The sequence below is a fragment of the Pseudomonas sp. GW821-FHT09H03 genome (genome assembly GCF_059415945.1).
Genome location: NZ_JBWKOF010000004.1, coordinates 87,811 through 110,921, shown reverse-complemented (window position 1 = coordinate 110,921; position 23,111 = coordinate 87,811). Strand labels below are relative to the sequence as shown.

21 protein-coding genes are annotated in these 23,111 nt (G+C 56.7%); 11 read left to right on the top strand and 10 right to left on the bottom strand.

The annotated features are described in order from the left end of the window. Window positions 1–284 precede the first annotated feature (284 nt). Both AC07OG_RS07195 and AC07OG_RS07190 read right to left on the bottom strand, forming a co-directional pair. On the bottom strand, window positions 285–746 hold the full coding sequence (locus tag AC07OG_RS07195) for an anti-virulence regulator CigR family protein (RefSeq protein WP_495066578.1): 462 nt from the start codon (window positions 744–746) through the stop codon (window positions 285–287). A gap of 150 nt (window positions 747–896) precedes the next feature. Further along, complete coding sequence (locus AC07OG_RS07190; RefSeq protein ID WP_495066577.1) at window positions 897–1,610, bottom strand: signal peptidase II; 714 nt, start codon at window positions 1,608–1,610, stop codon at window positions 897–899. A 29-nt stretch (window positions 1,611–1,639) separates the two neighbouring features. Here AC07OG_RS07190 and AC07OG_RS07185 point away from each other — a divergent pair, with 29 nt between their 5' ends. Both AC07OG_RS07185 and yghU read left to right on the top strand, forming a co-directional pair. Then, window positions 1,640–3,766, top strand: a complete 2,127-nt coding sequence (locus AC07OG_RS07185) for a TonB-dependent receptor family protein (protein ID WP_495066576.1) — start codon at window positions 1,640–1,642, stop codon at window positions 3,764–3,766. A 116-nt stretch (window positions 3,767–3,882) separates the two neighbouring features. Beyond that, the gene (gene yghU, locus AC07OG_RS07180; protein ID WP_495066575.1) at window positions 3,883–4,725 is read left to right on the top strand and encodes a glutathione-dependent disulfide-bond oxidoreductase; all 843 of its coding nucleotides are present in this window, start codon (window positions 3,883–3,885) and stop codon (window positions 4,723–4,725) included. Window positions 4,726–4,854: 129 nt separating this feature from the next. On the opposite strand, the gene AC07OG_RS07175 is transcribed toward yghU, so the two are convergent. The 4 genes from AC07OG_RS07175 to AC07OG_RS07160 all read right to left on the bottom strand — a co-directional run bounded on the left by AC07OG_RS07175 (window position 4,855) and on the right by AC07OG_RS07160 (window position 9,743). Continuing rightward, the gene (locus tag AC07OG_RS07175) at window positions 4,855–6,234 is read right to left on the bottom strand and encodes an OprD family outer membrane porin (protein ID WP_218423110.1); all 1,380 of its coding nucleotides are present in this window, start codon (window positions 6,232–6,234) and stop codon (window positions 4,855–4,857) included. A gap of 238 nt (window positions 6,235–6,472) precedes the next feature. Continuing rightward, the gene (locus tag AC07OG_RS07170; protein ID WP_082457560.1) at window positions 6,473–7,795 is read right to left on the bottom strand and encodes an MFS transporter; all 1,323 of its coding nucleotides are present in this window, start codon (window positions 7,793–7,795) and stop codon (window positions 6,473–6,475) included. Window positions 7,796–7,860: 65 nt separating this feature from the next. Beyond that, window positions 7,861–8,928 (bottom strand): M14 family metallopeptidase, encoded by a 1,068-nt coding sequence (locus AC07OG_RS07165; RefSeq protein ID WP_495066574.1) that lies wholly within the window; start codon window positions 8,926–8,928, stop codon window positions 7,861–7,863. Between the two features lie 14 nt (window positions 8,929–8,942). After that, window positions 8,943–9,743: a gamma-glutamyl-gamma-aminobutyrate hydrolase family protein gene (locus AC07OG_RS07160; RefSeq protein ID WP_495066573.1), complete on the bottom strand. Its 801-nt coding sequence runs from the start codon at window positions 9,741–9,743 to the stop codon at window positions 8,943–8,945. A 113-nt stretch (window positions 9,744–9,856) separates the two neighbouring features. Here AC07OG_RS07160 and AC07OG_RS07155 point away from each other — a divergent pair, with 113 nt between their 5' ends. Then, the gene (locus AC07OG_RS07155; RefSeq protein ID WP_060542217.1) at window positions 9,857–10,789 is read left to right on the top strand and encodes a LysR family transcriptional regulator; all 933 of its coding nucleotides are present in this window, start codon (window positions 9,857–9,859) and stop codon (window positions 10,787–10,789) included. A 129-nt stretch (window positions 10,790–10,918) separates the two neighbouring features. On the opposite strand, the gene ilvA is transcribed toward AC07OG_RS07155, so the two are convergent. After that, window positions 10,919–11,932: a threonine ammonia-lyase, biosynthetic gene (ilvA, locus tag AC07OG_RS07150; RefSeq protein WP_156465515.1), complete on the bottom strand. Its 1,014-nt coding sequence runs from the start codon at window positions 11,930–11,932 to the stop codon at window positions 10,919–10,921. A gap of 274 nt (window positions 11,933–12,206) precedes the next feature. Beyond that, entirely contained in the window at window positions 12,207–12,728 is a 522-nt protein-coding gene (locus tag AC07OG_RS07145) for an RNA polymerase sigma factor (RefSeq protein WP_495066572.1), read from the bottom strand. Between the two features lie 384 nt (window positions 12,729–13,112). Here AC07OG_RS07145 and AC07OG_RS07140 point away from each other — a divergent pair, with 384 nt between their 5' ends. Then, entirely contained in the window at window positions 13,113–15,200 is a 2,088-nt protein-coding gene (locus AC07OG_RS07140; RefSeq protein WP_495066571.1) for a TonB-dependent siderophore receptor, read from the top strand. 112 nt (window positions 15,201–15,312) lie between these two features. Here the strand turns inward: AC07OG_RS07140 and AC07OG_RS07135 are convergent, their stop codons facing one another. Together AC07OG_RS07135 and AC07OG_RS07130 are read right to left on the bottom strand one after the other, a co-directional pair. Continuing rightward, complete coding sequence (locus AC07OG_RS07135; protein ID WP_060542220.1) at window positions 15,313–15,639, bottom strand: AzlD domain-containing protein; 327 nt, start codon at window positions 15,637–15,639, stop codon at window positions 15,313–15,315. Continuing rightward, window positions 15,636–16,376 carry an AzlC family ABC transporter permease gene (locus tag AC07OG_RS07130; RefSeq protein ID WP_495066570.1) on the bottom strand — a complete coding sequence of 247 codons (741 nt, stop codon included), beginning with the start codon at window positions 16,374–16,376 and terminating at the stop codon, window positions 15,636–15,638. The genes AC07OG_RS07135 and AC07OG_RS07130 overlap by 4 nt, the downstream gene beginning before the upstream one ends. A gap of 259 nt (window positions 16,377–16,635) precedes the next feature. On the opposite strand from AC07OG_RS07130, the gene AC07OG_RS07125 reads away from it, so the two are divergent. The 7 genes from AC07OG_RS07125 (at window position 16,636) to AC07OG_RS07095 (ending at window position 23,111) form a co-directional block, all read left to right on the top strand. Then, window positions 16,636–17,307, top strand: a complete 672-nt coding sequence (locus tag AC07OG_RS07125; protein ID WP_495066569.1) for a class I SAM-dependent methyltransferase — start codon at window positions 16,636–16,638, stop codon at window positions 17,305–17,307. A 199-nt stretch (window positions 17,308–17,506) separates the two neighbouring features. Continuing rightward, entirely contained in the window at window positions 17,507–17,983 is a 477-nt protein-coding gene (locus AC07OG_RS07120; RefSeq protein ID WP_060542223.1) for a PA2171 family ribosome-binding persister protein, read from the top strand. A gap of 391 nt (window positions 17,984–18,374) precedes the next feature. Beyond that, a complete protein-coding gene (locus AC07OG_RS07115; protein ID WP_495066568.1) occupies window positions 18,375–18,971 on the top strand; it encodes a paraquat-inducible protein A in 597 nt (198 codons plus the stop codon). Continuing rightward, complete coding sequence (locus tag AC07OG_RS07110) at window positions 18,968–19,624, top strand: paraquat-inducible protein A (protein WP_495066567.1); 657 nt, start codon at window positions 18,968–18,970, stop codon at window positions 19,622–19,624. Before AC07OG_RS07115 ends, AC07OG_RS07110 begins: the two co-directional genes overlap by 4 nt. After that, the gene (locus tag AC07OG_RS07105) at window positions 19,605–21,281 is read left to right on the top strand and encodes a PqiB family protein (protein ID WP_495066566.1); all 1,677 of its coding nucleotides are present in this window, start codon (window positions 19,605–19,607) and stop codon (window positions 21,279–21,281) included. The genes AC07OG_RS07110 and AC07OG_RS07105 overlap by 20 nt, the downstream gene beginning before the upstream one ends. Window positions 21,282–21,298: 17 nt before the next feature. Beyond that, a complete protein-coding gene (locus tag AC07OG_RS07100) occupies window positions 21,299–21,853 on the top strand; it encodes a PqiC family protein (RefSeq protein WP_495066565.1) in 555 nt (184 codons plus the stop codon). 244 nt (window positions 21,854–22,097) lie between these two features. After that, window positions 22,098–23,111 carry an iron ABC transporter substrate-binding protein gene (locus AC07OG_RS07095; protein WP_495066564.1) on the top strand — a complete coding sequence of 338 codons (1,014 nt, stop codon included), beginning with the start codon at window positions 22,098–22,100 and terminating at the stop codon, window positions 23,109–23,111.

Below are 23,111 nucleotides of genomic sequence, written 5' to 3'. Positions count from 1 at the left end.
ATCCTTGGCAGAGGCAGAGCTCATGATGGACAGATCAGCAGGTAGTAGTGGAGCGGCTGCAAGCATCAGAGCGCACGACAATACTGCAACGAAACTCTTGTTATATAAAAGCATGATAGCTTCCATGGGTTGATATCTCATGCCATAAGACTCACCAAGTCCCGGCTAGTTCAGGTCTGGCGACAGATGGAATGCAATGCACCCTGCCCCGATAAACAAGTTGCGAAAGAGGCGAACAAGGATGGTGTTTAATAGTTGAGCTGTTCGCATTCGCAATTCAAATATTAATCAAAGGCACCATTGAGAACTTCGTAAATGAGCCCGGTGGCCAGCGCTACCAGTATCAGGTCGGTGCCCGCCTGCTGCCATTCGTAGCCGTCATAACGAGGCAAGGTGCCGATCAGGCGACCGTCCAGTTTTTTCGCGATACCTGGTGGAAGAGGTTTGCCTCGCGCGAGGTTTTTTTGAATGCCCGGTGGCAATGCCGGGCCGGGGCTCCAGTAGTCCCGATGGGTGCCGACAATCCCCAGGATGCTGCCGTGATTGATGCTGGGACCATGACTCCAATCACTGTCCCCGGAGTTCTTGCCGCAATTGCCCTGATTGCCATGAGCCTGGCTGTTGTGCGGATGCGCCTTGCCGTTTCCCTGGCCCTTTCCATTACCTTGATCAGCTAATGCAGCCGCTGAACCGCAGACTAGCGCAAGGCTTGTAACCGCTGCGATCAATGCACGAGATTTGAACATGGGTCGTTCCTTCATCGTGGTGAGTGATTACTATGCACTTTAGACGCAAGCGATGATATCGGCTGGATATCCCCCACCCGCTACCTCTCATGTTCTGGAGCGTGGTCAGACGGCAAAGTGATCGCGGGCATCTGAGCAGGAGCGCTTTTGTTACTTGCGCCTGGCTGCTCTCAGCTCATCCAATAGCAACACACCGGCCCCTGCCATAATGGCGATGTCAGCAATATTGAACACACCGGTGTGCAAGGGTCCGAGGTTGAGGATCAGGTAGTCGACCACGTGCCCCTCACGAAACACCCGATCGATCAGATTGGATGCACCACCCAGCGCAATCAAATAGACGGCTGCAGCCCTGACTGGAACCGTCGCCCAACGTGCCAACGCCCACCAGGTAGCCCAGACAACAACGACGGCCACGCCGACAATAAAGATTATCTGTTTAACCCCGGGTGCCAACCCCGCACCCAGGCTCAGAAAGGCGCCCGGGTTCAAGCTCAAGGCGATATCCAGCCAGGCGAAGCTGCCGCCAATCCTGAAACTGTCAGATTGCAGGGAAACCAGTGCCTGTACCTTGACCCACTGCTCCACAGCAATGAATCCCAGGCCAAGCAGTACCGCAAAAAGCCGACTTCTCATTACCGCTTCCATGAACAGTCCTTTTATCCATTCATAACCAGTACACAACGTTGGCTGCCTTGTTCGGCAGCGGCGGCAAAATAGCCCAGCCTGCTCGCCAGGTCTACCGCCAGAAGTTTTGCCAGCTACGCAGGTTTTGGTCAATCGCAACGTCGGGCGGCACTTGCACACAAAAAAAGACAAATCGCCATGTGTTTCCTTGGTATTTTCCTGCGTCGCACTTTTCACTGCCCGTTCCCGTACGTTTGGAGTCCTTGATGCCCTCGCCTAAATCCCTGCCCGCTGCTTTGCTGGGCCTGGCCCTTGTCTATCCGGCCATGGCTGGCGCTGAAGGCCTGCAGCTGGGGCAAGTGCTGATTGGTGCAGAGGATCTGAGCGACGAAGACCAGCAGATCGAGGACGCCAGAGCCCGGCTTGCGCAGGTGCCTGGTGGCACCAATGTGGTCGACATGCGCCGTCCCTTGCAGGGTCGCGTGGCCAGCAACCAGGATGTGCTGGCTTACCAGCCCGGCGTTTACGCCCAGTCGGCGGGTAATGAGGGCGTGAAGATCTCGATCCGCGGTTCGGGTATCAACCGGGCCCCGGGTGCCCATGCCTCGGGCCTGTACACCATGCTCGACGGCCTGCCGCTGACTGGCCCGGGCGGTACCCCCTATGAGTTGCTGGAGCCGCTGTGGCTCGAGCGCGTGGAAGTGCTGCGCGGCGCCAACGGTTTTGACAGGGGCGCCCTGGGTTTGGGTGGAGCCATCGACTACATCAGCCACACGGGCTACGACTCGGCAAAGTTGCAAGTGCGCTACGCGATAGGCAGCCACGGCTATCAGCAGCGCCAGGTCAGCTCCGGGCAGGTGCTGGGCGACTTCGATTATTACCTGGCCATGACCGATGCAAATTCCGATGGCTACCAGGACCACACCTCCAGTGAGAGCCAGGGGGTGATCGCCAACTTCGGTTATCGTTTCAACCCGAACCTTGAGACGCGCTTCTACCTGCGCCATCGCCAGACCGACAATGACCTCGCCGGACGGGTGACCAAGCGCTCAATCGAACATGACCCAAAGGCGGCCAACCCCGCCTACGTGGCGCGGGACGACAGCCGCGACCAGCCCGGCAGCACTTTTATCGGCAACAAGACCACCTACTACATCGATGACGATTCCAGTATCCAGACCGGCCTTGTCTACCATGACTACCCAATGGATTTACGCGAAGGTCCCAACCGTCTGAAGGTGGCGTACACAGACGTCAGCGGCACCTTCGACTACAAACGGCGCGACACGCTCTGGGGTTTGCAAAGCCAGAGCTCTGCGGGCCTGCGAGTGACGAAACACCTGCCCAATTCCGGCGCCAGCGAGTTCGTGCGCATCCCCACCGGCAATACCGCAAGCTATGCGCCGGGCACGCTCATGCGCAACTTCACCTACCAGGGCTCGGACAGCGTCCTGCATGTGGGCAATGACCTGGAGATCGCCGACGACCTGTGGCTGACCACTGGCCTGGCGGCTATCTACACCCGCCGTGAAAGTGATGTGACCTATCCGCAGAGTGGCGGCAAGACCAGCCTGCACGACTGGGACTACGCCCCGCGCGTAGGCCTGCGCTACCAACTGACACCAGACCTGCAATTGTTCGGCAATCTCAGTCGTTCGGTGGAGGCGCCGCACCCCTGGTCGCTGATCTACAGCTCCCACCTGCGCTTCCCCGCAGGCAGCGGACCCGCCACGGGCGCCCAGCGCCAACCGGTCGAACTGCAAAACCAGACGGCTACCACTCTGGAGCTTGGCGGCCGGGGCGACAGCACGGTGGGACAATGGAGCCTGGCCTGGTACTACGCCCAAGTGCGCCACGAACTGCTCTCGGTATTGCCAGACGCCAACGCCACGACGCCCTATGAGCTCAACGCCAGCCCCACCGTGCACCAGGGCGTTGAAGCCAGCCTGCTGAGCAGCCTGTGGTCGGCGGGTGATGGCGGCCAACTGAGCCTGCGCCAGAGCTACACCTTCAGCGACTTCCACTACCGTGACGACGAGCGCTTTGGCGACAACCGCCTGCCCGGCCTGCCGATGCATTACTACCAGGGCGAACTGCGTTACGACTGGCCCCAGGGCTTCTTCGCCGGGATCAATACGCAGTGGGTCTCCAAAGTGGCCGTCGATTACGCCAACAGCTACTACGCCGACCCCTACGCAATATTCGGCGCGACCTTGGGCTATAACGCACCCAAGGGTGACTGGCAGACCTGGCTGGACATGCGCAACCTGACGGACAAGCACTACGCTGCCACGGTCACGCCAGGCTACGACGATAAAGGGCTGGACGCGGCAAGGTCGACACCAGGTGAAGGTCTGGCCATGTATGTCGGGGTGTCGTGGAGCCTGCGTTGAAGCGTGCTGGGGTCAGCCTGGACTCGTAGAGCGGCACTGGCAATCCATTGGCCGAGCACTATCGTTGACCTGTATGGTCTATGGGATCATTACCGGCAAACGACAGGGTTCGTCTCATGAGCAAAGCGTCCTACAGTCCTCCCAGAGTCTGGAAACATATCGCTCCGTCTGGCGGCCAGTTCGCCAGCATCAACCGGCCAACGGCCGGACCGACCCACGACAAATCATTGCCGCTGGGCACGCATCCGTTGCAGCTTTATTCCCTGGCCACTCCCAACGGCGTGAAGGTGACCATCCTGCTGGAGGAGCTGTTGGCGCTTGGTCATAGGGGAGCGGAATACGACGCCTGGCTGATCCGCATCAGCGAGGGAGAACAGTTCTCCAGCGGCTTTGTCGAGATCAATCCGAACTCGAAGATCCCGGCATTGCTGGACCGCAGTACGGAACCGGCCACCCGCGTATTCGAGTCCGGCTCGATCCTGCTGTATCTGGCGGAAAAATTCGCGGCGTTTCTTCCCACCGATCTGGCAGGACGCACCGAAACCCTGAACTGGCTGTTCTGGCAAATGGGCGCGGCGCCTTATCTGGGTGGCGGCTTCGGGCATTTTTATGCCTATGCGCCAGAGAAGCTCGAGTACCCGATCAACCGCTTCACCATGGAAACCAAGCGTCAGCTGGACGTCCTCGATCGACGCCTGGCCGAGAGTCCGTACCTGGCCGGTGACAGCTATACCATCGCCGACATCGCAGTCTGGCCTTGGTACGGCCAACTGGTGCGAGACAACGTGTACTCGGCAGCCGAGTTTCTTTCAGCACACCAATACACCCACGTGCAGCGCTGGGCAGAAGAAATCGCCAAGCGGCCTGCGGTGATTCGCGGGCAGCGAGTCAACCGGACCTGGGGCGATGAGGCGAGCCAAGTGCCGGAACGGCATCGGGCCGAGGATCTGGAGGGATAACCGAGTACCCCCCTTTCCAACACGTAGCTGGAAGGGGGTGGTTTCGCTCAGGACGTTGCTATATGAGATTCACTTGCGCCGTCTGCAATACTGACGACAGAGGGTAAACCTGCGCCTTGGCATAATGATTCAAAACACATTGAACGGAATCATTGTAACCATGCGGAATTCCTTGACACTGCCATCGATCTCATTAGGCGTGGCGCGATGCGCTACATAACCTGCCTGAAAAGTACTGCTTTTCAGTGCGCCACTCTGAACAGTGTATGAAGTCAAAAGGCCTGACTCCTGATGCTTTTCACCGTCCAGTTTTCTCGCATTGTAGCTGCTGCCCTGATAGTGAGTACCATCAATGCCCCAGCCACGCACGTTATACAAATAAAGTGTGAAGCCCGGCAGACCGTAGGGGGCAGTGTCCAGGAGATAGGCAAGCTGCACAGACTTTTCATTAGGCCCGTTATAATTGGACAAGAATGAGTTGGCCAGCGCCGTGCCCTTGCTTTCATGGATATAATCAAAGTATTCGTTACCATTGATCTGCTGCCACGCAAATAGCAAACCATGGGCACCGTGACTCATCTTCAACGACAAACTGTAAGCATCATTGTCGATGGGGCCCATTTTCGCCGAGCCCTGATCTGTGGTCTTGTAGTAGTTAAACGATGTATTCAAAGCCAGTGTGGCGCGATCTCCAGCACTGTGCGCAACGCCGAAATAGTATTGATTCCAGAAATCTTCAACCTGGGTCGAATAAACGCTGGTTTTAAGACTTTTGGTTGGCGTGTAAGTAGCCCCCGCAATGTAGGCCTCGTCGCTCGACACACCGCGATTACCGTATTCGGATACGATTTTCGTGGTGCTTTGCTCCGAGCGCGGAGACACCTTATCAAACGCACCCAGATCGAAACTCAAATTATTGAATTCAGCACTGTTCAGATTCACACCTTCGAAACTCGAAGGCAGTGCTCTGTTGGTGTTGTTGGCAATCATCGGCGTCAGCATATCCTGGCGGCCAACAGTCAACGTCGAGTTCGATACTCGCGCCTTGACGTTTGCCAGTCCCAGTTTACTCCACTGATCCACCGCATTGCCGTCACTGTCGGTCAGCGTACGATTGCCACCACCTGCAATGCGCCCCTTGCCCTGTTCCAGAGCAATGGCGTTGTAGACAGCCATTTCAACGCCAAGACCAAACGCACCTTGAGTAAACCCGGAGCGATAGTCCAGGATCGTGCCCTGCACCCAGGTATCACGACGATCCGTCGTCTGCGGTGGACTACCATTTTTCTTGATGAAAAAGGTAGTTTCACGGTCGGTTTGTTCCTTGGACAGGAAATTTTTGGTTGAGCCCGACAACGACTGCCCGGCAATAAGGCCGGTGGCTTCGTCCTGGGCACTGCTGGATTTGAGCTGGGTGGCGATAAAATCCTGGTTGGCATTTTCAGCCAGGGCCGCTGGTGCCGCTACGAGGAAGAGCAAAGGTAAAACGGTACGCTGTATATAAATCATTTTTACCACCTAACGTTTTTATTATTAGATCAGGAATCAGGAAGTACAATTTTTTCAATAAAACCAATTACGCCCGACACCCTGCAACTGGCACCAGGTTTTCCAGAAGACAAAACAAACATGCCAGATCAATGAGTTGAGCAATCTGTAACCCACAGCAAACCCATGCCTGTATGCAGACAAAAAACAGACAAACATGGAACTGCATCGTATTTGTTGTTCAACTACTCATGTCGAATTACTTTCGAACATCTATATTTTTTGACTCAGGCAGGAACAGCATGGCAAGCAAACTCACAACACTTATTGCAGCCAAATACCATGCCGGCGCCATTGGGCTGTTGGTCACGGCAATCAGCCAGGTCACGATAAACTGAGTGGTGCCGCCAAATATGGCTGTGCCCAGTGCATAAACCAGAGACAAACCCGTACTGCGCACTGCGATCGGCAACAATTCCGGAATTTGCACAAGCCCGGCGGTAGCGAACATTGCAGTCAGAGCGGCAATGACGGTATTTACCGTAAAGAGCGTGACCAAATCAGGCGCATTCACCAGCCACATGAAGAGAGGAACAATGGCAAGCGTCAAAATAACCCGGGGAATGAAGTTGGTAATCCTTCTACCAAGGCGGTCGCTGAGCAAACCGCCCAACAGTGCAAAAACAAATGTAACCACACCGCCAACCAGAACACTTCCTTGGGCGATCGGCGCCGACAGCTTGAGGACTTGCACAGCGTAACTGACCATGTAGTTGCCGATCTGCGACGCAACGCCAATAGACGCGAACAACAGAATACCCAGCACCAGTACTTTTTTATGATCGCGCAGCACGACGCCAACGATTTCAGTGCTGGTGCGCTCTTGCGCTGCCTCATGGGTTTCCGGTAACTCTCTACGCATGTAGATAACGATAGGAATCAGTACAAGGCTAAGGAGGAATGGGACGCGCCATCCCCAGGATTGCAGCTGTTCTGCACTCAACCACAGGGACAGGGTAACGCCCAGAACCCCACCCACTGCAACAGCGATCCCCTGACTTGCTATCTGCCAGCTGGAATAAAACCCACGGCGATGAGGCGGAGCTGCCTCAATCAGAAGCGACGTCGCAGGCCCCACTTCACCGCCAAGCGCCAAACCCTGTATCAAGCGACAAATAACGACAATGATCGGTGCGGCAACCCCGATCGACTGATAACTGGGGGTCATCGCCAGACCAATCGTACCAATGGTAATCAGTGCCACAGTGAGAATCATGGCAGGTTTACGCCCTGCCCGATCGGCGTATGCGCCAATCAGAATGCCGCCCAATGGGCGTGCAAAGAAACCAACGCCAAAAGTTGCAACAGCGGCCATCAAGCTGCCGTACTCGCCAGCTACCGGAAAAAACGCTTTGCCGATGTAAACAGCAAAATAGGCATAAATGACAAAATCATAAAACTCAAGAGCATTGCCAGCGACAGCCGCCGCAATCGCTTTTTTATTGATGCTTGCATGACCCACGGCGGTGTCAGTGCCTGAACAACTCGCGTTGACCGTTTGGGATATTGTTGGATTATTCATATTATAATCATCAGGATAGTTAAAGTTTACAATCAACTGGCACTCTGACTGGCGCAGTCAAAATTCTAGACTGCGAGTCCATTAAGGGCCTGTACGACTGCCTGTTCCGCCTGCTGCCAAACCTTTAGCTGCCACTCGGACTCGTCCGGGTAGAAGGTGTCCTTGAGATGACTTGCTATCGCTGATCCCTGTGCTGTCATGCGCATTTCATGACGGTGAGCCCAATGATCGGCCCGAAGTGCAGTAATCACTCGTTCCAGAGGGTAGGTTCCGTACTCAAGACAAATGCCGATGTGTTTGGCGTTCATACACTCTTGAACGATTGCGGTCTGTATCGGGCCACTCATCGGTACACTGGTGGAAGTGCCTGTGTGTACATTGGTCAGTTCGCCCCACCAATCCTGTGCCATGTTGAAAATGCCATAATCATGACCGGCGAATATTTTTTCACCGTAACCATAGGGCCCGAGCCCGGTATGAATATCAATTGAAGCAATTACCTTTGTTTGCCCGGTGTACTTGCGCAGGATTTCTCTAAAGGTATCGTTGCTCCAGGTGGGCGCCTTGCCACCAAACCACATGCCATTTTCAGATGTGTATTGTCCTATGGACATGGCCTTTTGCAGGGCCTTGTCACCATGTTCCAGGCGATAGGTCTCTAATACTTCATCGCTCTCGGGCGGCCACTTGTGCGGAAGCAGGGCGTCATGAATCTGTTCGTAACCCGGGTTCTGCGGCAGGTTGGAACCAAAGTCGATAAAATTTCGATTCAGGTCGACGTTTTCCTGCGTTACGCGGCGCAGGTGCGAGAATCCAAACGGATTGATAGCGTGTACATACAGCACAGCCGTATCGTCAGGTTTTGGCAGTTCCAGCCTCAGCAAACCGGTTTGCACGGCCGAGCCGGTAAACCCTTCGACACCATGAACGCCACTGATGACCATAAGCATTCTGGAGGCGTCCAGCGGACCATCGACCACCACATCGGTGGCGAGCGCCTCACCCTCTGCACCTTTGAGCTGCAGTTCATAACTTTCGACCGTCAGGCCTCTTGAGTGCGCAGCGCTCAGGAATTTTTCCCGCGATTGCGCGTAGGTCCGACTGAATAGTTGAGTTATTGTTTTGGTGTTCATTGGAATCTCGTTTTTCACTGACTTGCCTTGCACGATTGCGCGCGAATAATTGCTCGCTGCCGGCATGCAGCCCCAAAGGCCTCGAATATCCCTCGAGCCAGGTCGCTGTCCTCTACTCGCATCTCCGGATGCCACTGCACAGCCAAAGCAAAACCGGGTGAGCCTTCTACCGAGAAAGCTTCAATCAACCCGTCCGGGGCAATCGCTTCAACCTTCAATCCTTGGCCTAATCTCTCTACGCCCTGGTGGTGCAGCGAATTCACCAGCACGTATTTTTCGGCACTTAGCACTGACAAAATTCCGCCAGAGATGATCTCGATCGAATGACAGTCCTCATACCAATCCTTGATGGGTCGGGTCTGATCACCCTCCCGATGGTCGATGGCCCCGGGTCTCTCGTGAACCGCGGCATTCAAGGTTCCCCCCCAGGCCACGTTCATTTCCTGAAACCCGCGGCAAATCCCCAGCACCGGGACACCCGCTGCAACGAGCATTTTGATCAGGGGTAAAATCGTCGCATCGCGGTCCAGGTCAAGCATTGCCCCCGGCGCAATCGATGTCTGTCCATATTGATGCGGGGAAACATTCGACGGGCTTCCCGTCAGCACGACGCCATCTACATGGGCGATCAAACTGGCGATATCGATTGCCGCTTCGTCAGCAGGCAGCGCCAGGGCCATCCCTCCGGATACCGATACCACCGCATCCACGTAGCCGTGCAATAGGGCATGTGCTTGATGACCGTAACGCTCCACGCGGTCGGCGGCGATAGCTACCAGTGGCTTGACTGGCGAGAGGGGCAATGCGTTGGTCATGAATTTGTACTTGTATTTGTGTGAATGACCCGAGTGTAGGAGTCAGCTTTATTTAGGTAAATTGCAATTATCCGCTTAATATCTTGCAGATATTGCAACTGGAGATCTCACACATGAACACCCGGCAGCTTCACCATTTTGTGGCGGTTATGGATACCGGGTCGCTCAGCGCTGCTGCCGAGGCTGTCCACTTGAGCCTCCCGGCGCTGTCGCGCAGCCTCAAAGCTCTGGAAGACGAGCTCCGTGTATCGCTTTTTGATAGAAGTAACCGGCGCTTGCGCCCGACTCCTTACGCACTCGAGTACCTGGATCGAGCGCGCCGCATCGTCTTTGACGAGCGCGAGGGTGCGCGGGCATTGAGTCTCATGAAGAACGGTGCCTATGGGCCACTGGCGTTGGGGCTCGGATCCTCCCTGGCGGTAGACCTGCTCGCGCCCTTGATCAACGAATTGATTTCCAATGGCCCTAATCTGAGGGTTCAGGCTCAGGTCGAAAGCACCGATGTGTTGCTGGATTCACTGCGCAGGGAGAAACTTGATTTCTTCGTTGGCGACGTCAGCGCGGCGGCGAGTTCGGCGGATCTGTTGGCCGAGCCATTATATAAATGCACTTACGGCTGGTTTGTAAGGCATGATCATCCGCTTGCCGGAAAAAAGAAAATTACAATCAGCGAACTGGAACATTACCCCATCATTGGATCTGGTTACATTAGCGGTACCTTGGCCTACAAGATTTCTCAGCTGTATGGCTGGCAACTACCTCTTGAAAAAAACTTCTCCGTCAATATAAACAATCTGGAAACTATCCATAAACTCCTCTCCTCCTCCAACATGATCTCGCCCTCAACCTACAACGCAATGCTGCAACCACTGAAGAGCAAAGCCGTTGTAGCCCTTGACGTGTACCCAAAACTTGATCTGGACATGACGCTGGGAATCGTACGATTGGCGCTGCGTACCCTGGTGCCTTCAACAGAACAGGCTTTTGGGATAATAAGAAATTATTTTGTCGAGATAGAAAAGGAAGTAGCTGAATACGCTTTGTAGTAGCCGGCATTGACCGTATCTTACTGCCGCACATGTCACAGGCATCGATCGGCCAGAAGCGAACAGTTCGATAATATGTCGAGTGCCGGCAGTTACCTCTGGATAACTGCCGTTCAGCAGAAGCCTTCATCAGGCCGACGCATCACTCAATGCGGCGCGTTCGGCCACGTAGCGCAAAGTGTCGAAATTGATATTGGCACCGGAGTCGATCGCGACCAGGGTTTGCCCCCGGACACCAGAACGCGCTACGTACTTCCTGATTCCGGCCACGGCCAGGGCGCCAGAAGGCTCGGTGATGGAGCGGGTATCGTCGTAGATGTTCTTTGTCGCAGTGCAAAGCTCATCGTTACTGACGGTTATCACCTCGTCTACGCAGAAGCGACACACTTCGAAACCATGGGCGCCGATCTGCGCCACCGCCACGCCATCGGCGAAGGTGCCTACGTCAGGCAGCACCACGCGTTCATCGGCCTGTAAAGCTGCGTACAGGCAAGCGGAGTGTTGCGACTCGACACCAATGATTCGCACCTCTGGCCGCAGGTATTTGACGTAGGCCGCTATGCCTGCGATCAAACCGCCACCGCCCACCGGGACAAAAATCGCATCCAGCGCCCCTTGATGCTGACGCAGGATTTCCATGGCGACAGTGCCCTGCCCGGCTATGACTTCCTGATCGTCGAAGGGTGAAACAAAGTTCCTGCCGGTTTGCTCTGCCAGTTTCAGCGCATAGGCCAGGGCGAACGGAAAGCTGTCACCGTGCAACAGGGCCTGGGCGCCGCGGCTGCGTACGCCCAGCACCTTCAACTCCGGCGTGTTGCCCGGCATGACGATTGTGGCATCGATGCCCAACTCCCGTGCTGCCAGCGCCACACCCTGGGCATGATTGCCGGCGGAAGCGGTGATCACGCCGAGTTTTTTCTGCTCGGCATTGAAGTTCACCAGTTTGTTATAGGCGCCACGAATCTTGAAGGAGAACGTTGGTTGCAGGTCTTCGCGCTTGAGCAGGATCTGATTGCCCAAGGCCTGGGACAACGCCGGTGCCGCTTGCAGCGGTGTACACACGGCCAGCTCGTAGACCGGCGCGGCAAGAATCTTCTTAACGTAATACTCAAGCAGGTTTTGTTGGGCGGGCGTGAACATGATCGTCTCCTGACATTGATCAGTGCCCCGAGACAGAAAATGAAAACCCGCCTCGAGGGCGGGTTGGGTGCTGCAGTCGTGAGCTAGCCCGCCAAGTGAGGAATGGCGGTAATAATGCTTGGCTGGCAGCGCAATACGGTGAAAGTCATGCCCGAAAATTAGCCGGGCGACGGGCGCAAGTCAATGGCTTGCAGGAGCCGTCGAGTGAAACGAGGCTGAGATCTTTTGATTTTGATCGGTCCCACCCATGGGAACGATGTGTGTGTGTTCGATATCGTTACCTGATGCCGCTACGGGTGCCCAGCAGCCGTGCACGGCAGTGCTGCATACCTTTGGCAATCTGCTTTTCGACGGTGCTTTCGTTGATATCAAGCTGCGTGGCGATCTCGCGCAGGGTGAATCCTTCGCAACGCGATAGCAGGAATACCGCGCGGTATTTCTCCGGTAGATCCCCCAGCGCATCAGCCAGTATTTCCAATTCCTGACGGATGCCGGCAGCCTTGTCCGGTGGTGCCAACGGGCACTCTAACTCTTCCTCCAGGACGCAATCACCGAAGTGACGGATATAGGTCTGGTCATGGCGCTGCTTGTCGTGCAACAGATTGGCGGCCGTACGATAGAGATAAGCGAGGGGTCTTTCGGGCTGTTTGGTCGAATGCCTGGCCGCGCGCAGCCAGGTTTCCTGGACGATATCCGACGCCGTCACCGCTGAGCCGGCCTTGCGCTGGATATACCCCTTGATGTCCTCGTAATGGAGCTCGACCAGTTGGGTCAGGGAGAGACGTTCATGTAGGGCCATTATCGGTGAAAGGTCGCGCCAGAGAAGGTTGCCGACACTATCACGCCCGATAGTGATTCTCAATTACGAAATTACTGCTCGCACACATCGCGTTTTAAGGCGGAAATCGCCGATTTTCACAACAAAACACATTTTGCAAACAAGTGTTTAACAACTTATAACATTTGCGTATGATATCGATTCGCAAATAACACCAAATCCCAAATGTGAGTTCGTATGCCCGTCCCTACTCTCCTGTGTTCAAAAAGCTCCGACATGCCGCGCGCACCAATGACAGTGCGTCCCTTGGCTCTCGCAGTGCATATTCTGGCAGCTGGCATCGCCTTCGCTGCGCCCGGAGCGCACGCAGCGCAGCCGAACGAGAAGACCGAGACGGGAAGCACGGTGACCCTGGCCCCGATCGCTGTTACGGAAGTCACCACGGGTGAACGCCTTGGCGTCACCGAAGACACCAACTCATACACCACCGATTCGGCGCGCACCGCCACGCCGTTGAACATGTCACTGCGAGAGACGCCGCAATCAGTCAGCGTCATCACCCAACAGCGCATTCAGGACCAGGACCTGCACACGATTCTCGACGTGGTCAACAATGCCACCGGTGTGTCGGTCAACCGCTACGAAACCAGCCGTGCGCAGTTCAACGCCCGTGGCTTTGAACTCAACTCGCTGATGATCGATGGCGTTCCCACCATCTATGAACAACCATGGAGCTCGGGAGAAATTTTCAGCAGCCTGGCCATGTACGACCGCGTTGAAGTGGTGCGTGGCGCCAACGGTCTGATGACCGGTGCTGGCGATCCTTCCGCGTCTATCAATATGGTGCGCAAGCGCGCCAACAGCACTGACCTCAAGGGCTCGGTAGAACTGAGCGCTGGCACCTGGGACACCTTTGGCGTAGAGACCGATGTGTCTACGGCGCTGAACCAGGAAGGCACTGTGCGCGGGCGATTTGTCGCAGAGACCAACCAGGGCGATACCTGGATCGACATGAACTCGAACAAGCGCCAGACCCTCTACGGCACAATGGATATCGACCTGACTCCCGACACCACCCTGTGGTTCGGTTTGAGCCACCAGGAAAGCAACGCCGAATCGCCGATGTGGGGTGGCCTGCCAGTCTGGTACGCAGATGGCAGCCGCACCCACTGGAGTCGTTCGAAGACAACCTCCGCAGACTGGAGCAAGTGGGATACCTCCTACGACACGTACTTCGTCAATCTTGATCACACCTTTGCCAACAACTGGCAAATGAACCTGAGCTACAACCGTGGCGAGCGACACGGCGACTCTTCCCTGCTGTACCTGTCCGGCAACCCGGGTCGCAACGGTAGCGCGCCGATGTCTTCGTTCCCGGCGACCTACAAGACCGAGACCACCCAGGACGATTACGGCATCCGCTTCAATGGTCCGTTCTCGCTGTTGGGTCGTGAGCACGAACTGGCTTTCGGTTATGTGGACAGCAAGCAGGAGTTCGACGCCGATTCACGCGACGCGCAATCAGGTTTTGGCGGCGTGGCCGACTTCGATGGCTACAACGGCAATTTCCCTGAACCGATCTGGGGTGCAAGAACCGACTATGGTTACAGCGAGACCCGTCAGAAGGGGCTTTATGCAGCAACCCGCCTGAACGTGACCGACGAATTGAAAGTGATTCTCGGCGCGCGTGAGAGCTGGTACGAGAAGACCGCCGATGACATTTTCTCGGAAGTGAGCAAGACCGATGTCGATCACGAGCTGACTCCTTATGCCGGCGTGGTCTACGACCTCACCGAAAATCTTTCGGCCTATGCCAGCTACACGGAAATCTTCCTGCCGCAGTCGGTACGCGACGCCAGTGGCCAGCAATTGGAGCCGATCGTTGGCGAGAGCAGTGAAATCGGCTTGAAGGGTGAGTACTTCGATGGTCGTCTGAACGCCTCTGCTGCGATTTTCCAGATCAAACAGGACAATCTGGGCCAGAACACCGGCGTACTGATCGATCCTTCGAACCCTGTCGGCGGCTTCGCCTACGAGGCAAGTGAAGGCGCGACCAGCAAGGGTTTTGAGCTGGAAGTTTCCGGAGAGCTCGCGCCAAACTGGAATGCATCGGTGGGTTACACCCAGTTCAACGCCGAAGATGCCGCAGGCGACGACGTCAACACCCTGTACCCCACCAAGCTGCTGCGTACGTTTACCACCTACCGTCTGCCAGGCGCTTTCAACAAGCTGACCATTGGCGGCGGGGTTAACTGGCAAGACTCGATCTACACCTACGCCATCAACCCGGCGGGCAACTCCGAGAAGATCCAGCAGGACGCCTATGCGCTGGTCAATCTGATGGCTCGTTACGAGATCACCGAAAACCTTTCGGCCCAGGTCAATGCCGACAACATCACCGACGAGAAGTACTTCGACATCTTCGATGCCTACGGTGCCCTGACGTACGGCGCACCTCGCAGCATTACTGCTTCGGCGAAGTACCGTTTCTAAGGCATTCGTCGGGGTAGCCCTGCTACCCCCGGGTGACACGATGCAAAGCACAACACCGGCCTGGCGCCGGTGTTGTGCTTTTTGCCTGCAGACATCCGCGGCACTTGGCGCCTCACAAATCCAGAAACTTCAATAACCACAGCGTTCCCATCCCGATCGCAAGTGTCAGCAAAGTATTGCGAGTCTTCCAGGCGACCCAGGCAGCAATAAGGGCGGCGGGGATCTGAGGGTTATCCAGCACGAATTCACCATGCCCGCCGGGGTAGACCACGGCCGGTAGCACCAGGGCGGCCAATACACTCGCCGGCACGTAAAGCAGGGCGCGACTGAGCAGCGTCGGGATTCGCAGCCGGCCATACAGCTCGACAAAGGAAAGGCGCATGGCAAAGGTTCCAAGGCCAACCGCCAGGAAAAGCCCCCACAAGGCTAAATCACTCATTGCGTGTCCCTCTCGACGTCATCTGTCAGCGCCTCGCTCATGTTTTTTTGGCGAACAGTCTCAATCAACAGACCCGCCATGACCCCACCAATGGAAGCGCTTACCAACCCGAGGTTATAGGGCATATCCACGGCAAACACGGCGAGCAAACCACCGACCAGAGCAGCGCCCAGACTCGCAGCGCTGCGTATGCCGGGAACCAGAAGCGCCAGAAAAGACAGCGGAATGGCAAAGCTCAATGACCAGGTTTCGGGGATACTTGCACCCAGGTAAACGCCCGCCAATACCGATAATTGCCATGACAGCCACATGGCAACGGCTGTGCCGGCGTAATAGTAGTGTGCGTATTGCCCCAACTCGCCCGAGGAAAGCTTGAGACTGCACAATGCGTAGGACTGGTCCGACAGCATATAGGACACCGGCCACGTCCAGCGTCGGGGTAAATGATGCAGATGAGGGGCCAATGACGCGCTGTACATGATGAAGCGCAAGTTGATAACCAGGGCCGTGACCACAATGGCCATGGGCACTGCCCCCATGTTCAGCAGTTGCAGTGCGACCATCTGTGCGGACCCTGAATAGAAGAGCAGCGTCATGCCCATGGTCGTGGCTGGCGACATGCCCAGATTGATCGCCATCACCCCCGTCAGCAAACCGAACGGAATGACACCGGGAATCAAAGGAATGAGCGCCCGGACACCTCGCGTAAACGCGTCCCTTGCTGTTCGGTCAGGCATTGCGACTCCTGGTTATGGGTTTTGCGCGGCATGAAACCCGGTTGATCTCAGATAAAACCGCGCTAGGCACTCACCCCGAACTTTGGATAAAGTAACGAAGTGAGTGTACACAAGGCGCATTGTGCCAAGGCTTTCCCCTTCGGGCACGTCAATCAGGAAAAAGGTGAGCGGTTGAGTCCTGCGAACATCAGCAGGGCAAAGGTTCGCAAGACCCGCATGTTCTATCCTTGCTTGCATCCTTCAACTGCCGGATTAGCAAATGCCCGACCCTGAGTCCACCCTCCTCCAAAGCTGGCACCTCAACGCCCATGCCTGGATCGAAGCCATCCGCAGCGCCAGCATCGAAAGCCGGCACAAGGTCACCGACCAGGCAATCCTGCTGGCGGTGTTGGGCCGGCAACCGCAGCGCGTGCTCGATCTGGGCTGCGGCGAAGGATGGCTGCTGCGTGCACTGAGTGAACGCGGCGTCGAGGTGGTTGGAGTGGATGGCGATGCCACCCTGGTCGAGGCGGCACGGGCGGCGGGATCTGCACCGGTGCATCTGGCCAGCTATCAAACGTTGGTGGAAGCGAGCGTGGATATCGGCAGGGATTACGACCTGATCTGCGCCAATTTCGCCCTGCTGCACCAGGACATCATCCCGCTGCTCGCCGCCCTGCACGCCCTGCTCGCCCCGGGTGGTGCGCTGGTGATCCAGACGCTGCACCCTTGGGCTGCGGCGGCGGGCGATTATCAGGACGGCTGGCGCGAGGAAACCTTTGCCGGGTTAAAGGGGCAGTGGCAACCCATGCCGTGGTACTTGCGGACATTATCCAGTTGGCTCAATGCCCTGGACATGGGCGGTTTTCAGTTGGTCGGGCTGCAGGAGCCACAGCATCCGCAGAGTCCTGTGCCGCAATCGTTGCTCTTGGTGGCCGAACGGCGGAACTGAATATCGGCTATCTGCAATGCTCTGCCTGGCGTTTCTTGCAAGCTGCACGCCACTGTTTTTGCCCGACGCACGCAAGTCATTGAATTTTCAGCACTGGCTCCGATTTCGGCGCTGGCATGGGAAATGCGACTGCATTGAGGAATGCACAACGTCGACCCGCCCGGGTCGTCACTCCGTCAAGAGCAGAGGCCACACCACCATGAATGCCATCGAACTTCTCAAAGCCGACCATGTAAAGGTAAAGAGCATCCTCGCCCAGTTGAGCGAGTCGACGGATCGTGCGATCAAGAAGCGCACCGAGCTCCTGGAAAAACTTGAAATGGAAATTTCAATTCATACCCGGCTGGAAGAGGAGATTCTGTATCCGGCGTTCAAGGAGGCTGGCAGCAAGGAACAGGACATCATGTACTTTGAAGCCAAGGAAGAACACCGCACCGTGGACTCGCTGGTGTTGCCGGACCTGAAGCTGACCGATCCGTCCACGCCGGAGTTCGCGGGTCGCGTCAAGGTGGTCAAAGAGTTGCTGGAACACCATATCGAAGAGGAGGAAACCGAAATGTTTCCTCAGGCGAAGAAACTGTTGGGCAAAGCCAGGCTTGATGACCTCGGCAGTCAGATGGAGGCCATGAGAGCCAGTGTCAAAAAGGATCGGGCAGCGGGCAACATGGCCGCTTGACCCGTGGTATTTCTGTAGGAGCGAGCAAGCTCGCGATGATCGATAACGATAACGCGTGTCTACTGGTCACCCACGGCGTTCTTGAGCCCATCGCGAGCATGCTCGCTCCTACAGGTTCCCGGTTCAGGCTCAGCTTCAAATCGTCTTCTTGCTGATCATCCTGTTTGCTCCAGTGTCGAGAGTCAGGTGACCATTTTAGCACCGCCGGCAGTCGCTCCATCCGGGCAACCGGCGCCTCGCGCAACTGCTACTGTCAAATCCCGCCTCACGACATCGCCAGCACCGCGTGTTGATTCCATCCCCTTGTTTCGACTTTCGATTTGCTCAATCGCGAGTCACTTCTATATTGAGGGGGTGCTCTGAATTTCCTGCCTCCTGTCGAGCCTGGCCCATGGCAAATACTGATCAACTGATCATCTGCGAGCACTGCGATTGCGTGTATGAAAAAGTGACGCTCGCCAAACATCAGAAAACCCTGTGTACACGCTGCGGTGGCGTGCTACAGCGCTATAACGGCCTGACGGTGGAACAACGCCTGGCGTTGACCTTCGCGGCGTTGATGCTGTGGATTTTCGCCAATTTCTATCCGGTCATGAGCATCAGCCTCAAAGGCATGAAAAACAGCGCCACCCTGTGGGACTCGGTGCTGGCCCTGACTCTTGGGCCGATCACCTTCATCGCTTTGGTGGCAGCGATCGCGATGATCATTGCGCCGATCTTCCAGCTTTTGCTGTTGATCTGGGTCCTGGGTTTTGCCCTTACCTACCGGCGAGCGCCCGGGTTCAAATTCTGCATGCGCTGGCTGGAATCCCTCAGGCCCTGGAGCATGCTCGAGGTCTGTCTGTTGGGGGCGATGGTCGCGGTGATCAAACTCGCTGGCCTGCTGGACGTACTGCCCGGCATTGGTCTGTTTGCCCTGGCGGTGCTCAGCCTGATGATGATCCGCATCGCCGGGCGCGACATCCGTGAACTGTGGGACATCGTATGAGCAGGCCTCCAGTCGCCGGCGAACTTAACCTGTGCCTGTGCCACAGTTGCGGGCTGGCCTGCGACATGACCCTGGAGCCTCACGAATGCGAGCGCTGCGGCGCACCGCTGCATCGGCGCAAACCCAATTCTTTGATCCGTACCTGGGCCTACATGATCACGGCGCTGGTGTTCTACATTCCGGCCAACCTGTTGCCGGTGATGAACACCGAGATGGTCGGCAACGGTGCCGACAGTACGATCATGAGCGGCGTGCTGGAGTTCTGGGAGGCAGGCGCCTGGGACATCGCCCTGATCATTTTCATTGCGAGCATCGCAGTACCTGGCATCAAGTTCGTCGCCCTCACCCTGCTGCTGGTGAACGTGCAGCGTGAAAGCCGCTGGGCGCGCAAGGAGCGATCGGCGCTGTACCGTTTCGTCGAGGTCATCGGTTACTGGTCGATGCTCGACGTCATCGTCGTCGCATTGGTGGCTTCACTGGTGAAATTTCAAGCCCTGGCCGACATCGAACCGCGTCTGGGCATTCTGTTTTTTGGTCTGGTAGTGGTGTTCACAATGCTGGCGGCAATGAGTTTCGACCCAAGATTGATCTGGGATGCAAAGCGCAAAGAGCCACTAAACGAGGAGGTCAAGGATGCAGTCGAAAGCCACTGACGGGTTACAACCCCCTGGACAGGCACCGATCAAGACCAGTCGTTTCAGCGTATCGCTCGTCTGGATCGTACCGATCGTCGCGGTCCTGGTGGGGATTTCGCTGGTGGTTCACAGCATGTTGCAGGAAGGACCGACCATCACCGTCACGTTCAAGACCGGTAGCGGCCTGACCGCCAACAAGACCGAGGTCAAGTACCGCAATGTGGTGATCGGCCATGTCTCGGATGTGGAACTGAGCAGTGACCAGAAAAGCGTCAATGCCACCATCAAACTGGCCAAACAGGCAGAAACCTTCACTCGCTCGGACTCGCAGTTCTGGGTGGTAAGGCCACGCATTGGCGCTGGCGGTGTATCGGGCATCGATACGCTGCTGTCTGGTGACTATATTGGCGCCGACATCGGCCAGGCCAATGGCCGGGCAAAAAACTTCAAGGGCCTGGAGAATCCGCCAGCCATCACCTACGGCGAGCCCGGAAAGCGTTTTATCTTGCACACTCAGGACCTCGGGTCGCTGGATATCGGCTCCCCGGTTTACTACCGCAAGATTCCAGTCGGCCAAGTGGTGGCCTACGCCCTGGACCCGGACGGTAAAGGTGTGAACATCGACCTGTTCATCCATGCGCCCAACGATCAGTACGTCACCGAAAACACCCGGTTCTGGAACGCCAGCGGCATTGACGTAAGCGTCGGCGCCAACGGTTTTGCAGTCAAGACCGAATCCCTGTCCTCTGTGCTGGTGGGCGGCATTGCGTTCCGCGCGCCTGAATACAGCCCTGGCGACAAGGCTGCGGCCGAGGAATACACCTACGAACTCTTCGAAGACCAGCAAACCGCCCTCGCCCCGCCCAACGGCAAGCCCCAGTACCTGGCCTTGCGTTTCGAACAGGCGTTGCGCGGGCTCAAGATTGATGCACCGGTGGAGTTCCTCGGCGTGGAAATCGGCAAGGTGGTGTCGATCAATCTGGATTTCGATGCGAAAAAGCGCAGTTTCCCGCTCAATGTCGGCATCGTGATTTACCCGCAGCGCCTGGGCAAAGCCCACACCGAAATGCTCAAGGCCCTCAATCATGACCCCAATGACGAAGCGGCGGGTGTACGCGTATTCGGCACCTTCATCGAAAACGGTCTACGCGCCCAGGCCCGCACCGGCAACCTGTTGACCGGCCAGTTGTACATTGCCCTGGACTTCTTCCCGAAAGCCGACAAAGTCGCCTTCGATCCGGCCGCGCGCCCGGTCACCATTCCGACGGTGCCCGGTAATCTTGAACAATTGCAGGAAAAACTCGAGGCCATGGTCACCAAACTCAATCAGCTGCCGATCGAGCGCATTGCCGGCAACCTCGACAGCAACCTGGTGGAATTGCGCAAAGGCCTGGTGCAGTTCAACGCCAAGACCCTGCCCGGTGTGAACACCGCCCTGCAGGACGTGAGCAAGACCCTGCAAACCGCCGATACAACGCTGAAATCGGCCGGCTCGACCCTGGCCGAGGATTCACCGCAAAGGGAAAAACTGAGTCAGACCCTGGATGAACTGGGACGTACATCGCGCTCCTTGCGTGACCTGGCGGATTATCTGGGCCGGCATCCGGAATCGCTGATTCGCGGCCGTCCCGATCATGCCGCGCCCATGGACCTGAAAGGGCCACCGAGCAAATGACCAAAGGAGCTACCCCCATGGCTTTTCCGCTAAAGATCACACTGGTCGCTGCGCTGGCTTTGCTCGCCGCTTGCCGCAGCGATCCTATCGAGTTCCATACCCTGACCCCGGTGCAACTCGGCGCGAGCGCAAGAACCACCTCGGAGATTGAAATCGAGGTACTCACCGTACCGCCACAGGTCGATCGTCCACAGATCGTTGTGCGCGAAGGCAACACGGGCATGGCCATTCTTGAAACCCAGTGGTGGGGTGCCAGCCTCGTGGACGAACTGCGCAGCGCCCTGGCGGACCAGATGGTCAACAACAATCCTCAGCGCAAGGTGTCAGTACTGGTGGAAGTGCTACGGTTTGATTCGATTCCCGGGCAATACGGCCTGATCGACGTGAAGTGGCGCCTGCGTGGTGTCAATCAAGGTGACAGTGGCTTAATCACTTGCCGCAGTACCTTGCAGACGCCTTCCGGACCGTCCATCGATGAACTGGTGACGGCGCAGCAGACCAACGTCAAGCGCCTGGCCGCGCTGATCAGCCAGGCCTCCGCCAGAACACAAGGGGGTTGCCCGGCGGCCTGACCTGCGGGACGGTCTTTCCCTCGTCGTTCAATGGCGGCTTGCCCCGTCATTGAGCGAACGTCCCAGACACGTCAATTGTTCACGGTAATTAACCAATAATTTGACGTTTTTTTCTCATTTGGCCCTCTACATTCGCGCACCTCAAACATGCAAATGATTCCTATTGTTCTACACTGATCGACGACCTTTCCCGTCGATTCCGTCGAATCTGCGTGCGCGATCCTAACAATACCGGAGCTGCACAATGAGTCCCCAGATCCCTTCCTTGCTGAAAAAAGCCTTGCTGGTCACAGCCCTGCTGAGCGCGGGCCAGGCGTACGCGGCCGACTCCGTTGGCATCGTGGTTTATAACGCACAACACGAAAGCCTGACGAAATCCTGGGTCGAGGGTTTCACCGAGGAAACCGGTATCCCGGTCACCTTGCGCAATGGCGACGACACCGAAATGGGTAACCAGCTCGTGCAGGAAGGCGCCGAGTCCCCGGCCGATGTGTTCCTGACCGAAAACTCCCCGGCCATGGTGCTGGTCGACAACGCGGGTTTGTTCGCCCCGGTCGACGCCGCCACCCTGGAGCAGGTCGATAACGCCTACCGCCCGGCCCACGGCAAATGGGTAGGTATTGCTGCCCGCTCTACCGTATTCGTCTACAACCCGAGCAAACTGGCAGAAGCCGATTTGCCGAAATCGATCATGGACCTGGCCGAGCCAAACTGGAAAGGTCGCTGGGCGGCGTCGCCGGGCGGTGCGGACTTCCAGGCGATCGTCGCGGCCATACTCGAGCAAAAAGGTGAAGCGGCGACCCTCCAATGGCTCAAGGCAATGAAAAACAACTTCACTGCATACCGAGGCAACAGCTCGGTGCTCAAAGCGGTGAATGCCGGGCAGATCGACAGCGGCGTGATTTATCACTATTACGCCTTCGTCGATCAGGCCAAGACCGGCGAAAACAGCAAAAACACAGCCTTGCACTACTTCAAGAACAAGGACCCTGGCGCTTTTGTCAGCATCTCCGGTGGCGGCGTGCTGGACTCAAGCAAGCACAAGGAACAAGCCCAGGCGTTCCTCAAGTACATCACCGGCAAGGATGGCCAGGCGGTGCTCAAGAACGGCAAATCGTTCGAATACGCCGTGGGCAAGAACGCAGAATCGAACCCTAAACTCATGCCCCTGCAGCAACTCGATGCGCCCAAAGTCGATGCCTCGAAACTCGACAGCAAGAAGGCCGTAGAGCTGATGACACAAGCCGGACTGCTCTAA

Coding starts and splice junctions, on each gene's coding strand:
- AC07OG_RS07195 (WP_495066578.1), bottom strand. CDS start 746: ATGTTCAAATCTCGTGCATTGATCGCAGCGGTTACAAGCCTTGCGCTA.
- AC07OG_RS07185 (WP_495066576.1), top strand. CDS start 1,640: ATGCCCTCGCCTAAATCCCTGCCCGCTGCTTTGCTGGGCCTGGCCCTT.
- yghU (WP_495066575.1), top strand. CDS start 3,883: ATGAGCAAAGCGTCCTACAGTCCTCCCAGAGTCTGGAAACATATCGCT.
- AC07OG_RS07175 (WP_218423110.1), bottom strand. CDS start 6,234: ATGATTTATATACAGCGTACCGTTTTACCTTTGCTCTTCCTCGTAGCG.
- AC07OG_RS07170 (WP_082457560.1), bottom strand. CDS start 7,795: ATGAATAATCCAACAATATCCCAAACGGTCAACGCGAGTTGTTCAGGC.
- AC07OG_RS07165 (WP_495066574.1), bottom strand. CDS start 8,928: ATGAACACCAAAACAATAACTCAACTATTCAGTCGGACCTACGCGCAA.
- AC07OG_RS07160 (WP_495066573.1), bottom strand. CDS start 9,743: ATGACCAACGCATTGCCCCTCTCGCCAGTCAAGCCACTGGTAGCTATC.
- AC07OG_RS07155 (WP_060542217.1), top strand. CDS start 9,857: ATGAACACCCGGCAGCTTCACCATTTTGTGGCGGTTATGGATACCGGG.
- AC07OG_RS07145 (WP_495066572.1), bottom strand. CDS start 12,728: ATGGCCCTACATGAACGTCTCTCCCTGACCCAACTGGTCGAGCTCCAT.
- AC07OG_RS07135 (WP_060542220.1), bottom strand. CDS start 15,639: ATGAGTGATTTAGCCTTGTGGGGGCTTTTCCTGGCGGTTGGCCTTGGA.
- AC07OG_RS07130 (WP_495066570.1), bottom strand. CDS start 16,376: ATGCCTGACCGAACAGCAAGGGACGCGTTTACGCGAGGTGTCCGGGCG.
- AC07OG_RS07125 (WP_495066569.1), top strand. CDS start 16,636: ATGCCCGACCCTGAGTCCACCCTCCTCCAAAGCTGGCACCTCAACGCC.
- AC07OG_RS07120 (WP_060542223.1), top strand. CDS start 17,507: ATGAATGCCATCGAACTTCTCAAAGCCGACCATGTAAAGGTAAAGAGC.
- AC07OG_RS07115 (WP_495066568.1), top strand. CDS start 18,375: ATGGCAAATACTGATCAACTGATCATCTGCGAGCACTGCGATTGCGTG.
- AC07OG_RS07110 (WP_495066567.1), top strand. CDS start 18,968: ATGAGCAGGCCTCCAGTCGCCGGCGAACTTAACCTGTGCCTGTGCCAC.
- AC07OG_RS07105 (WP_495066566.1), top strand. CDS start 19,605: ATGCAGTCGAAAGCCACTGACGGGTTACAACCCCCTGGACAGGCACCG.
- AC07OG_RS07100 (WP_495066565.1), top strand. CDS start 21,299: ATGGCTTTTCCGCTAAAGATCACACTGGTCGCTGCGCTGGCTTTGCTC.
- AC07OG_RS07095 (WP_495066564.1), top strand. CDS start 22,098: ATGAGTCCCCAGATCCCTTCCTTGCTGAAAAAAGCCTTGCTGGTCACA.